This window comes from Pseudomonas indica NBRC 103045 (assembly GCF_002091635.1).
GTDB classification, from domain to species: Bacteria; Pseudomonadota; Gammaproteobacteria; order Pseudomonadales; family Pseudomonadaceae; genus Pseudomonas_M; species Pseudomonas_M indica.
The window spans coordinates 185,850-197,870 of record NZ_BDAC01000004.1 but is presented as its reverse complement, the minus strand read 5'-3'; the positions used below and the strand labels follow the sequence as shown (position 1 = coordinate 197,870).

Annotated in this window: 8 protein-coding genes; 4 read left to right on the top strand and 4 right to left on the bottom strand. The window is 67.1% G+C overall.

The genetic code is table 11. The annotated features are described in order from the left end of the window. Nucleotides 1-113 precede the first annotated feature (113 nt). Nucleotides 114-1,016 carry an RluA family pseudouridine synthase gene (locus PIN01S_RS07205; protein ID WP_084334806.1) on the top strand — a complete coding sequence of 301 codons (903 nt, stop codon included), beginning with the start codon at nucleotides 114-116 and terminating at the stop codon, nucleotides 1,014-1,016. 83 nt (nucleotides 1,017-1,099) lie between these two features. Here the strand turns inward: PIN01S_RS07205 and PIN01S_RS07200 are convergent, their stop codons facing one another. After that, on the bottom strand, nucleotides 1,100-1,972 hold the full coding sequence (locus tag PIN01S_RS07200) for an aldose 1-epimerase (protein ID WP_084334805.1): 873 nt from the start codon (nucleotides 1,970-1,972) through the stop codon (nucleotides 1,100-1,102). 128 nt (nucleotides 1,973-2,100) lie between these two features. On the opposite strand from PIN01S_RS07200, the gene PIN01S_RS07195 reads away from it, so the two are divergent. From PIN01S_RS07195 to PIN01S_RS07185, 3 genes are all read left to right on the top strand, one after another. Beyond that, nucleotides 2,101-2,850, top strand: a complete 750-nt coding sequence (locus PIN01S_RS07195; protein ID WP_084334803.1) for a FadR/GntR family transcriptional regulator — start codon at nucleotides 2,101-2,103, stop codon at nucleotides 2,848-2,850. Between the two features lie 165 nt (nucleotides 2,851-3,015). After that, the gene (gene ercA / locus PIN01S_RS07190) at nucleotides 3,016-4,179 is read left to right on the top strand and encodes an alcohol dehydrogenase-like regulatory protein ErcA (protein ID WP_084334801.1); all 1,164 of its coding nucleotides are present in this window, start codon (nucleotides 3,016-3,018) and stop codon (nucleotides 4,177-4,179) included. After that, nucleotides 4,163-5,911, top strand: a complete 1,749-nt coding sequence (locus PIN01S_RS07185; RefSeq protein ID WP_084334799.1) for a hybrid sensor histidine kinase/response regulator — start codon at nucleotides 4,163-4,165, stop codon at nucleotides 5,909-5,911. Before ercA ends, PIN01S_RS07185 begins: the two co-directional genes overlap by 17 nt. A 225-nt stretch (nucleotides 5,912-6,136) precedes the next feature. Here the strand turns inward: PIN01S_RS07185 and PIN01S_RS07180 are convergent, their stop codons facing one another. The 3 genes from PIN01S_RS07180 to PIN01S_RS07170 are packed head-to-tail and all read right to left on the bottom strand — an operon-like array spanning nucleotide 6,137 to nucleotide 11,966. Further along, the gene (locus PIN01S_RS07180; RefSeq protein ID WP_084334798.1) at nucleotides 6,137-9,265 is read right to left on the bottom strand and encodes an efflux RND transporter permease subunit; all 3,129 of its coding nucleotides are present in this window, start codon (nucleotides 9,263-9,265) and stop codon (nucleotides 6,137-6,139) included. After that, nucleotides 9,262-10,716 carry an efflux RND transporter periplasmic adaptor subunit gene (locus tag PIN01S_RS07175; RefSeq protein ID WP_084334796.1) on the bottom strand — a complete coding sequence of 485 codons (1,455 nt, stop codon included), beginning with the start codon at nucleotides 10,714-10,716 and terminating at the stop codon, nucleotides 9,262-9,264. Before PIN01S_RS07175 ends, PIN01S_RS07180 begins: the two co-directional genes overlap by 4 nt. Beyond that, entirely contained in the window at nucleotides 10,713-11,966 is a 1,254-nt protein-coding gene (locus tag PIN01S_RS07170; RefSeq protein WP_084334794.1) for a TolC family protein, read from the bottom strand. Before PIN01S_RS07170 ends, PIN01S_RS07175 begins: the two co-directional genes overlap by 4 nt. Nucleotides 11,967-12,021: the final 55 nt, after the last annotated feature.

Sequence of the window (12,021 nt, the reverse complement as noted above, 5' to 3'; positions counted from 1 at the left end):
TTCACCTCAGGTGGACTCGTATCCGTCGCAACAGTTGCGCCCCCGGTCCGCCAGGCTTTGACGGGGCCGTATGGCTGCGGCCTAATGCGCGTCTTTCCCGACCGACCCGCGCCATGACCGATCGCCTTCACCCCGCCAATGGCCTCCGCCCCAGCACCCTGCACCTGCCACAAGGCCCGTGGGCGACGGTGCTGGATTGCCTGTGCGCACACTTCCATGCCATCGGCCGTGACGTCTGGCTCGATCGCATGGCCCGTGGGCGGGTGCTGGATAGTGACGGGCAACCGATCGGTCCCGACCATCCCTACCGGGTGGGGCTGCGTGTGCACTATTTCCGCGAGGTGTCGACGGAAACGCCGATCCCCTTCGAGGAGCAGGTGTTGTTCGTCGACGAACATCTGGTGGTGGCGGACAAACCGCACTTCCTGCCGGTGATGCCCTCCGGCGAATACGTCGAGGAAACCCTGTTGGCGCGCTTGATTCGCCGGCTCGGCAACCCGCAGCTGTCGCCGCTGCATCGCATCGACCGGCTGACTGCCGGGCTGGTGCTGTTCTCCGCCAACCCGGCGAGCCGCGCGGCTTATCAGGCACTGTTCCGCGACCGGCGGATCGACAAGACCTATGAAGCCATCGCCCCGGCGCTACCCGCCCTCGACTTCCCTCGGGTGCACCGCAGCCGGATGGTCGCCGGCGAGCCTTTCTTCCGTATGCGCGAAGCGGAGGAGGGGCCGGCCAACAGCGAGACCCACATCGACGTGCTCGAACGCAACGGTGCGCTGTGGCGTTATGCGCTGCATCCGATCAGCGGGAAAAAGCACCAACTGCGCCTGCACATGGCCGCCCTCGGTGCCGGGCTATGCAACGACCCCTTCTACCCGGAACTGACCGAGCGCGTCCCGCGTAGCCAGGACGATTACAGCCGCCCGCTGAAGCTGCTGGCCCGCAGTTTGGCCTTCGACGATCCCGTGACCGGCGAGGCACGTTGTTTCGAAAGCCGGTTGCGGTTGGAATGGTGAGGCGTGAAGAAGGAAAAGCGTGAGGGGTGAGGAGAACGAATGGTATCGCTGTGGATCGACTCCTCACTCTCCACCCCTCACTCCTATCCCACCTCCCGATACGTCAACGTCAATCCCATCTTCATCGTTTCGCCCCTGGCCAACAGCTTCAGTCCCGGTCGGCCGGGCAAGTGGTGGGCGTTGATCGGGTGGGTCACCGGTTCGATGCAGAAGAAGTCCTGCTGCGGCGGGGTGTAGAGCAGGAAGTGGTCGCAGCCGCTGGCGCGGCCTTCGAGCTGGTAGCCCGCTTCGGGTTCCAGCAGGCGGAAGCGGCCGTCCCAGCCGGAGAAGGCGTGGTCGATGCGTTCGTCGGGCAGGGCGCGTGGTTGGTCGAAGCGCCAGGTCGGAGGAACGTCTTCCTGGTGGTCGGGCAGACGATCCGCTGAGCCGATCCAGACCTGCTGCGCGCTGGCCTGCAACTGGGTCTGTGCACCGCGCGGGAAATATGGATGCAGGCCGAGGCCATACCAGGCGGGATGTTCGCCCTGGTGGGTGACGCTCAGGGTAAGGTTCAGGCTGCCGTCGATCAGTTGCACGCGCAGCTCCGCCCGATAGGGGAACGGCTCGTGGCTATCCAACCGCAGCAGGGCCTGGCGCGACAGGCATTCGATGGCGCGCCAGGGTTGCTGCCAGGCGCTGCCATGGATCGGGTAGGGATCGTGGGGGGTGTTGGGTGCCAGCGCCAGCCAGCCGTCGGGATTGTCGAATCCCCCCTCGGCGATGCGGTTGGACCAGGGGGCCAGCGGGTAGCAGGCCAGTTGCCTTGGCGTGACGCCGTCCAGCCGATCTTCCACGCTCGGCCGCAACAGCGGCCGGCCATTGGCGCGCAGGGTCCAGTTGACCAGGCTGCCGCCGATTTCCGGGGCTAGGGCCACGCGGCTCAGCTCGTCTTCCAGGGTCAGCAGTTGCAAGCTCATCGGGGCATCACCGTTTTTTCTTGAAATTGTTGTCGGGCCGCGGCAAGACTGCCAAGAGAGGTGTCATCGTACAACCTCCTTGGGCTATGATGGCAACCATGCCGTCAATGTGGATTTAAGGGTTCGAGATGGACAATCAGAGCAGTCAGCCGCGTCCCCGCCGTAAACATCGTAGTCTGGCGCAGGAACTGGTGGCGGAGCTTTCCCAGCAGATCAGCGACGGCGTGATCAAGCGCGGACAGAAGTTACCCACCGAGTCGGCGATCATGGAGGCCCAGGGCGTCAGCCGGACTGTGGTGCGCGAGGCGATCTCCCGCCTGCAGGCCGCGGGGCTGGTGGAAACCCGCCACGGCATCGGCACCTTCGTGCTGGACACGCCGAGCCCCAGCGGCTTTCGCATCGACCCGGCGACTATCGTCACGCTGCGCGACGTGCTGGCCATTCTCGAACTGCGCATCAGCCTCGAAGTGGAGTCGGCCGGCCTCGCCGCGCAGCGCCGCACCGACGAGCAACTGGCGGCCATGCGAGCCGCGCTGGACGCGATGAAGCAGAGCGCAGCCCATGCCAGCGATGCGGTGTCGTCAGACTTCCAGTTCCACCTGCAGATCGCCAAGTCCACCGGCAACCGCTATTTCACCGACATCATGACCCACCTGGGTACCAGCATCATTCCGCGGACCCGGGTCAATTCGGCGCGCATCAGCCACGACGACCAGCCGAGCTACCTGGCGCGTCTGACCCGCGAGCACGAGGAAATCTACGAGGCCATCGCCCGTCAGGATTCCGATGCCGCCCGCGCGGCTATGCGCCTGCACCTGACCAACAGCCGCGAGCGGCTGCGCCAGGCCCATGAGGAAGCTGAATCGCAGCAGGCGTGAGGTTGGCGATGGAGCAGTACCCTCGCGAATGAGTTCGCTCCCATGAGGGCAGGCGGCGAAGCGCAGCCGCTCCTCCCATCGCCTGCGACCCTTGTCGGATTGCATTGCCGGGGGAATGCAGTAGGCTGACGGCATATCCCATAACTACAAGAATCAGGCCGTTGTATGCGCCACGATATCAGCCAACTGCGCAAGTTCGTCTCACCGGAAATCATCTTCGGCGCCGGTTCCCGGCATGCCGTCGGCAATTACGCCACCACCTTCGGTGCGCGCAAGGTGCTGGTGGTTTCCGACCCCGGCGTGCAGGCCGCCGGTTGGGTGGCCGACGTTGAGGCCAGCCTGCAGGCCCAGGGCCTGGACTACTGCCTCTATACCAACGTCTCGCCCAATCCGCGCTCGGAAGAGGTGATGCAGGGCGCGGAGTTCTACCGCGAGCAGGGCTGCAACCTGATCGTCGCGGTGGGCGGCGGTAGCCCGATGGACTGCGCCAAGGGCATCGGCATCGTGGTTGCCCATGGCCGCAGCATTCTCGAGTTCGAGGGGGTGGACAAGCTGCGCGTGCCCAGCCCGCCGCTGATCCTGATTCCCACCACCGCCGGCACCTCGGCGGACGTCTCGCAGTTCGTGATCATTTCCAACCAGCTCGAGCGGGTGAAGTTTTCCATCGTCAGCAAGGCGGTGGTGCCGGACGTGTCGCTGATCGACCCGGAAACCACCCTGAGCATGGACCCGTTCCTCTCCGCCTGTACCGGGATCGATGCCCTGGTGCATGCCATCGAGGCGTTCGTTTCCACCGGCAGCGGGCCGCTCACCGACTCCCATGCGCTGGAGGCCATACGCCTGATCAACGGCAATCTGGTGGACATGATCGCCAATCCCAACGACATGCTGCTGCGCGAGCGGGTCATGCTCGGCAGCATGGAGGCCGGCCTGGCGTTCTCCAACGCCATCCTCGGCGCGGTGCACGCCATGTCCCACAGCCTCGGCGGTTTCCTCGACCTGCCCCATGGCTTGTGCAATGCGGTGCTGATCGAGCACGTGGTGGCGTTCAACTACAGTGCCGCGCCGGAGCGCTTCCGGATGGTCGCCGAGACTCTCGGCATCGACGTACGCGGCCTCAATCATGCGCAAATCCGCCAGCGCCTGGTGGACTACCTGATCCGCTTCAAGCAGTCGGTGGGTTTCCGCGAAACCCTCGGCCCGCATGGCGTCGGTACGTCGGACATCCCTTTCCTCTCGCGCCACGCCATGGAAGATCCCTGCATCCTTACCAATCCGCGCGAATCCACGGTGCGAGACGTCGAAGTCGTGTATGCAGAAGCCCTATGAAGACCCCGGCCAGGCCGTTGCCGAGCTGCTCGGCCTGGGCTCCCACTCCGCCCGCAAGAGTCACTATCCCGAACTGATCGCGCGCCTGGAGGAGCTGGAGGCCGAGCGCAACCGCTACAAATGGCTGTTCGAGCACGCCGTCTATGGCATCTTCCAGGCCAGCCTGGACGAAGGGCTGCGCGCGGCCAACCCGGCGCTGGCGCGGATGCTCGGCTACAGCGACCCGCAGGAGCTGCTCGGCTCGCTTACCGAACGCGCCGAGCAGTTGTTCGTCGGCGGCCTGGCCGAGTTGCAGCGCATCCGTGAGGTGCTGCGCCGGCAGACCGGCCTGTTCGGCTATGAAACCCAGTTGCGCCGGCAGGATGGGCAGGTCATCGACGTGCTGGTCAACCTGTTGCTCAAGCCAGGGGAAGAGGATGGCCTGATCGAGGGCTTCGTTGCCGACATCACCGAACGCAAGCTGGCCCGCGTCCGCCTGCAACAGTTGAACGACGAACTGGAGCAGCGCGTCGAGGCGCGGACCCGAGAGTTGCAGGCGCTGAACCGGGACCTGCAATTGCAGATCGCCGAGCGCGAGCGCATCGAGTGCCAGTTGCGCGAGGCCCGTGACGCCGCCGAAGCCGCCAACCTGAGCAAGGACAAGTACCTCGCCGCCGCGAGCCATGACCTGCTGCAACCGTTGAACGCCGCACGCCTGCTGGTCTCGACCTTGCGCGAGCGCAACCTGCCGGGCGCCGAGCACACGTTGGTGGAACGCACCCACCAGGCGCTGGAAGGCGCCGAGGACCTGCTCACCGATCTGCTGGAAATCTCCAAGCTGGACCAAGCGGCGATCAAGCCGGATATCGATGTCTACCGCCTGGACGACCTGCTCGCGCCGCTGGCCTCGGAATTCCAGCCGGTGGCCCAGGCAGCCGGCCTGGAGCTGCGGGCGCATATCCCGCAGCTGGCGATCCGCACCGACGCACGTCTGCTCAGCCGCATCCTGCGCAACTTCCTCAGTAATGCCTGCCGCTACACCGAGCGGGGCCGCATCCTGCTCGGTTGCCGTCGGCAGGGGAACACCCTGCGCCTCGAGGTGTGGGACACTGGGCGCGGCATTCCGGCCGACAAGCTCGATGCGATCTTCCTCGAGTTCAACCAGCTCAGCGCGGGTCGTGCCGCGGAGCGCAAGGGTGTTGGCCTGGGGCTGGCCATCGTCGATCGCATTGCCGCGATGCTCGGCTATCCGGTACGGGTCCGCTCGCAACTGGGGCGCGGCTCGGTGTTCAGCATCGAGGTGCCGATGGCGGCGGACATGCCGGTGGCTTTGGAAGAGGTGCCGGCGAGCCTGCCGGTCACCGGCGACCCGCTGCCGGGGCGCCGCCTGCTGGTGCTGGATAACGAGGTGAGCATCCTCGACAGCATGGCCGCGTTGCTCGGCCAGTGGGGTTGCCAGGTGCTTACCGCCACCGACCACGCCATGGCGTTGGACGTGCTGCAGGGCCGGGCGCCGGAACTCATCCTCGCCGACTACCACCTGGACGATGGCGTGCTCGGCTGCGAGGTGGTCCGCGATCTACGTGGCCATTTCGGCCGTGAGATTCCCTGCGTGATGATCACCGCCGACCGCAGCGACGACTGCCGCCGGCAACTCCAGAGCCTCGGTATGCCGCTGCTCAACAAGCCGGTGAAGCCCGGCAAGCTGCGCGCCGTGTTGAGCCAATTGTTGCGCGACGAGGCAGCGTCGTAACGACGAGGAAATTTGTGGGAGCGAATTCATTCACGATGGCGCAACATCGACGTGCCTCCTATCGCGAATGAATTCGCTCCTACGGTGGCTTCTCTATGGGGACACGGTTTTGTAGCCCGGATTGCGCTGCGCTTATCCGGGCTACGGAGGTGTAGGGGCGAATTTATTCGCCCGCTTTGGTGCGGCCGAACTCCGCCGGGCGAATGAATTTTCCCCTACAGAGCCTTACACCTTGGCCTCCCGCCGCCGCATCAACCAATACGCCGCCGGCAGGACCAGCATGGACAGCAGAGGTGCGGTGAGCATGCCGCCGACCATGGGGACGGCGATGCGCTGCATCACTTCCGAGCCGGTGCCGCTGTCCCAGAGGATCGGCAGCAGGCCGGCGACGATCACCGCCACCGTCATCACCTTCGGCCGTACCCGCAGTACCGCGCCTTCGCGGATGGCGTCGCCTAGGGCGGCGGCGTCGCCGTGGCCATTGCGCTGGCGGTCGAGCCAGGCGTTCTTCAGGTAGATCAGCATGATCACGCCGAACTCCGCCGACACCCCGGCCAGGGCGATGAAGCCGACGCCGGTGGCCACCGAGAGGTTGAAGCCGAACCCATGCAGCATCCAGACCCCGCCGGTGAGCGCGAAGGGCAGGGTGGCCATGATCAGCAGGGCTTCGCCGACACGGCCGAAGGTCAGGTAGAGCAGCACGAAGATGATCAGCAAGGTTGCGGGCACTACCCAGGCCAGGCGGGCATTGGCGCGCTCCAGGTATTCGAACTGGCCGGAGTAGGCCAGGGTCATGCCCGGGGTCAGTTGCACCTGTTCCGCCACCTGCCGTTGCAGTTCGCGCACGGTGGAGGCCAGATCGCGGCCGCGCACGTCCACGTAGACCCAGCCGGACAACCTACCGTTCTCGCTGCGCAGCATCGGCGGCCCATCGTTCAGGCGGATGGCGGCGACATCGCCCAGGGTGAGTTGCTGGCCGGCCGGGGTGAAGATCGGCAACTGGCGCAGGGCTTCGGGGCTGTCGCGCCATTCGCGCGGGTAGCGCAGGTTGATCGGGAAGCGCGCCAGCCCTTCCACCGTCTCGCCGATGTTGCGCCCGCCGATGGCACTGGCCACCACGTCCTGCACGTCGGCGATGTTCAGCCCGTAGCGGGCAGCGGCGCGGCGGTCGATGTCGATGTCCAGGTAACGGCCGCCACTGAGGCGTTCGGCCAGGGCCGAGCTGACGCCGGGGACTTGCTTGGCCACCTTCTCGACGTCCCGCGCGACCCGCTCGATATCGGCCAGCGAAGTGCCCGAAACCTTCACCCCGATGGGGCTCTTGATGCCGGTGGCGAGCATGTCGATGCGGTTGCGGATCGGTGGCACCCAGAGGTTGGCCAGCCCCGGCACCTGTACGGCGCGGTCGAGTTCTTCCACCAGCTTGTCCGGCGTCATGCCGGGCCGCCACTGGTCGCGCGGCTTGAACTGGATGGTGGTCTCGAACATCTCCAGCGGCGCCGGATCGGTGGCGCTTTCCGCGCGGCCGGCCTTGCCGAATACCCGCGCCACTTCCGGCACGCTGCGGATCATCCGGTTGGTCTGCTGCAACAGGTGCGAGGCGCTGGTGGCGGTCAGGCCGGGCAGGGCCGAGGGCATATAGAGGAGGTCGCCTTCGTCCAGCGGCGGCATGAATTCGCCGCCCAGCCGGCTCAGCGGCCAGAGGCTGGTGAGGAACACCAGTGCCGCCACCGCCAGCGTCGTCTTCGGCCAGGCCAGCACGGCTTCCAGCAGCGGCCGGTAGGCGGCGATCAGCCAGCGGTTGAGCGGGTTGCGTTCCTCGCTGGGAATCCGGCCGCGAATCCAGTAGCCCATCAACACTGGCACCAGGGTCACCGACAGGCCGGCCGCCGCCGCCATGGCGTAGGTCTTAGTGAACGCCAGCGGGCCGAACAGGCGGCCTTCCTGGGCTTCCAGGGTGAACACCGGGAGGAACGACAGGGTGATGATCAGCAGGCTGAAGAACAGCGCCGGTCCGACCTCGGCGGCCGCTTCGCCGATGACCCGCCAATGTGCCTCGCCCTTCAGGGTTTCGCCCGGATGCCGATGTTGCCAGGCTTCCAGGCGCTTGTGGGCGTTCTCGATCATCACCACTGCGGCATCCACCATGGCGCCGATGGCGATGGCGATCCCGCCGAGGGACATGATGTTGGCGTTGATGCCCTGGTGGCGCATGACGATGAAGGCCATCAGCACGCCCAGCGGCAGGGTGATGATGGCGACCAGCGAGGAGCGCAGGTGGCCGAGGAACAGCAGGCAGATCAGCGCGACCACGATGAACTCTTCCAGCAGCTTGAAGCTGAGGTTGTCGATGGCGCGTTCGATGAGTTGCGAGCGGTCGTAGGTGGTCACCAGTTCGACGCCCGGCGGCAGGCTGCCGCGCAGGCTGTCGAGGCGCGCCTTGACCGCGGCGATGGCGTCGCGGGCGTTCTTGCCCGAGCGCAGGATGACCACGCCGCCGACCGTCTCACCTTCGCCATCCAGCTCGGCGATGCCGCGGCGCATTTCCGGCCCCAGTTGAACCTGGGCGATGTCGCCGAGGGTGACCGGCACCCCGCGCGGCGAAACCTTCAGCGGCACCGCACGGAAATCGTCGAGGCTTTGCAGGTAGCCCGAGGCGCGGACCATGTACTCGCGCTCGGCCAGTTCGAGAATGGCGCCGCCGGTCTCCTGGTTGGCGGCGCGTAGCGCGGCGATGACGTCCTGCTGGGTGACGCCGTAGGACACCAGTTTCAGCGGGTCGAGCAGCACCTGGTACTGCTTGACCATGCCGCCGATGCTGGCGACTTCGGCGACGTTCGCCAGGCTTTTCAGTTCGTACTTCAGGAACCAGTCCTGCAAGGCACGGAGCTGGGCGAGGTCGTGTCGGCCGCTGCGGTCGACCAGGGCGTACTGGTAGATCCAACCGACCCCGGTGGCATCCGGGCCGAGGGTGGTGGTGACGCCTTCCGGCAGGCGCTCCTGGGCCTGGTTGAGGTATTCCAGCACCCGTGCGCGGGCCCAGTAGAGGTCGGTGCCGTCCTCGAACAGCACATAGACGAAGGAGTCGCCGAAGAATGAATAGCCGCGCACCGTCTTCGCGCCGGGTACCGAGAGCATGGTGGTGGCCAGCGGGTAGGTGACCTGGTTCTCGACGATCTGCGGCGCCTGGCCGGGGTAGCTGGTGCGGATGATCACCTGAGTGTCGGAGAGGTCCGGCAGGGCATCCAGCGGCGTGCTGCGTACCGACCAGATACCCCAGGCGGTGACGAACAGGGTGGCCAGCAGGACCAGGAAGCGGTTGCCGATCGACCAGTGGATCAGGCGCTCGATCATGGCGCGTCTCCCTGCTTTTCCAACTGCTCGATCACCAGGCCGTCATCGGTCTGGCGCGCGGCGATGCGCACCTTGTCGCCTTCCTTCAGGCCGGCGGCGACCTGGGCCGAGGCCAGTGGGAATTCCATGGTCATGCCCGGCATGTCCAGACTGGGGAACGGGCCGTGCTCCAGGGTGACGTAGCCGTCTTCGAGCGTGCGGATGATGCCTTCGGACCGGTGCAGCGGTTCTTCGGCCGGCACGGCGCGGGTCAGCACCGAGCGCAGGCTGGCCTCGGAGTCGAGCAGGAATTGGCCGGACACCACCACCTGCTGGCCTTCCTCCAAGCCGGCGAGCACTTCGACCTGACTGGCGGTTTCCCGGCCGGTGCGGATTTCCTGCGGCTGGAAGCGGCCGTCGCCGTCGGCGAGCATCACCAGGCTGCGCTTGCCGGTGCGGATCAAGGCTTCGTTGGGGATCAGCAACGCGGACTGGCTCGGTGCGTCGCTCAGCCGTGCGCGGGCAAACATGCCGGGCTTGAGGCGACCGTCGGGGTTGGGCAGTTCGCTGCGCAGGGTGAGGGTACGGGTCTGCGGGTCGGTGCTTGGCAGCAGGGCGATCACCTTGCCCTGGATTTCCTCGCCGGGGTAGGCGCTCAACTGCACCCGGACCTTCGCGCCGGGCCGCGCCAGCGCCGCCTGGGCCTCGGGAATGGCGAGGTCGAGCCAGACCGTGGACAGGCCGTTGATGCGCGCCAGGTCCTGGCCAGCGGAGACGGTCATGCCGGCGCGCACCGGCAGTTCCAGCAGCTCGCCGGCAATCGGCGCGCGCAGGGTCTGCACCGGGCGGGCGCGGCGCTCGCGGGCGACCTGTTCGATCAGCGCGGCCGGCATGCCGAGCAGGCGCAGGCGTTCGCGGCCGGCGTCGATCAGGCGTGGGTCGCCGTCGGCCAGGACGGCGATGAATTCCAGCTGCGCCGCCGACCACTCGGGAATCAGCAGATCGACCAAGGGAGCGCCGGCCGGCAACACATCGCCGGGCGCGCGTCCGTAGACCCGCTCGACGAAACCGGCGGCGCGGGCTTGCAGGTTGGCGATCTCGCGCTGGTTGTAGGCCAGGCTGCCGACCGCGTCGAGGTTGGCCGGCAGCGCGCCGCGAAGCACGGGGGCGGTACGCATGCCGAGGTTTTGCACGGTCTGCGCGGGAATGCTCAGGCCACTGCCGGCATCGCCCTGGTCGGCGTACTTGGGGATCAGGTCCATGTCCATGAACGGCGATTTGCCCGGCTGATCGAAGCGCTGGTCCGGGTACATCGGGTCGTACCAATAGAGCACCGGGCGTTCCGTAGCCGGCGTCGCGGCGGCCTGGGCGGATTGGGGATGGACCTGCCGCTGGCCAAACCAGTAGCCGCCGGCGGCGGAGGCCAGCACGGCCAGGGCCAGAAGGGCCGGGGTGAAGGGGGAGCCTTTCATGGGCGGTTCTCCGAATAGGCGTAATGCAGACTGGCGGCCAGTTGGTCGCGCTTCTTCGCCAGCTCGATCTGGCGCAGGCGGGCTTCGATCAATTCGCGACGCGCCTCGATCACCGCCGGCAACTCACCGGTGCCGGCGCGATAGGCGGCCAGTTCCAGGTCGGCGCGCTGGCGGGCGAGGGGGACCAGCGAGCGCTCGCTGCGTTCCAGGGCGCGGCTCAATTGGTCGAGGCTGGCCAGGCCGCTTTCTAGCTCCGCCCGATGTGCGCGTTGCAGGGCCTCCTGCTCTGCCTCGCGCTGGGCCAGGCCTTTCTGCCGGGCATCGATGCGCGGGCCCTGGCGGGTGCCGGTGAACAGCGGCAGATCGAAGCTGAATTGCAGCGAGAGCATGTCGCCGAAGCGGCTATCGCGGTTGCTGTAGGCGACCTCCACACCCCAGTCGGGTTTCTTCTCGGCGAGGGCTTCGGCGAGTTCGGCCTGGGCTTCGCCGATCCGCGCCGAGGCGGTCTGTAATTCGGGGTGGTCGAGCAAATGCTGGTGTAGACGCTGGCTGTCCAGGGCGAAACGCGGCGGTTCGCCGGCCAGGGGCGCATCGGCGGCGTCGCCCAGCCAGCGGCGCAGTCCGGCACGGGCCTGCTGGCGGTCGCGTTCGAGTTCGTCGCGGCGTTCTTCCAGGGCCAGGGCGTCGCGGTCGGCCAGCAGCAGATCGCCCGAGCGGGCGCCGCCCCCGGCGATCTGTGCCTGGACCAGCCCGCGCAACCGCGCGACCTCCCGGTCCAGTTCGCTCAGCACCTGCAGGCTGCGTTCGAGGTGGAACACCTCCAGCCAAGCCACGGCGGTCTGCCGGCGGGTTTCCAGGCTCATCGCCACCTGCTCGGCCTCGGAACGGACCACACCGGCCTCGGCCAGTTGGCGCCGGGCCTGGCGCTTGTCGCCGTTGGGTATTTCCTGCATCAGGCCGATGCGGCGCATGGTCATGAAATCGCGGTCGAGGCGGTAGCGGTCCGGCCCTTCCAGGGGCAGGTTGTCCACCCCCAGGCTGAGCTTCGGATCGGGCAGGGCATCGGCCGGTATCACCGCGGCGCGGGCGGCGTCGAGCTGGGCGATCTGAGCCAGGTTTTCCGGGGCCGAGCGTTCGACGATGGACAGCGCCTGCTGAAAGGTCAGGGGTTCGGCGGCTGCCGGCCCGGCAGCGATCCAGGCGGCGGCCAGCAGGACGGCGCAGCGCCGTCGAGGGAGGAAGGCAATCATGCTTCCGAATCTCCAATGCGGATGATCCGTGCCCGCGCACGGGCACGCCTTGCCG

Excerpts from the sequence above, each read along its gene's own strand:
- PIN01S_RS07180 (WP_084334798.1), bottom strand. The coding sequence starts at position 9,265 with ATGATCGAGCGCCTGATCCACTGGTCGATCGGCAACCGCTTCCTGGTC.
- PIN01S_RS07170 (WP_084334794.1), bottom strand. The coding sequence starts at position 11,966 with ATGATTGCCTTCCTCCCTCGACGGCGCTGCGCCGTCCTGCTGGCCGCC.
- PIN01S_RS07205 (WP_084334806.1), top strand. The coding sequence starts at position 114 with ATGACCGATCGCCTTCACCCCGCCAATGGCCTCCGCCCCAGCACCCTG.
- ercA (WP_084334801.1), top strand. The coding sequence starts at position 3,016 with ATGCGCCACGATATCAGCCAACTGCGCAAGTTCGTCTCACCGGAAATC.
- PIN01S_RS07175 (WP_084334796.1), bottom strand. The coding sequence starts at position 10,716 with ATGAAAGGCTCCCCCTTCACCCCGGCCCTTCTGGCCCTGGCCGTGCTG.
- PIN01S_RS07200 (WP_084334805.1), bottom strand. The coding sequence starts at position 1,972 with ATGAGCTTGCAACTGCTGACCCTGGAAGACGAGCTGAGCCGCGTGGCC.
- PIN01S_RS07185 (WP_084334799.1), top strand. The coding sequence starts at position 4,163 with ATGCAGAAGCCCTATGAAGACCCCGGCCAGGCCGTTGCCGAGCTGCTC.
- PIN01S_RS07195 (WP_084334803.1), top strand. The coding sequence starts at position 2,101 with ATGGACAATCAGAGCAGTCAGCCGCGTCCCCGCCGTAAACATCGTAGT.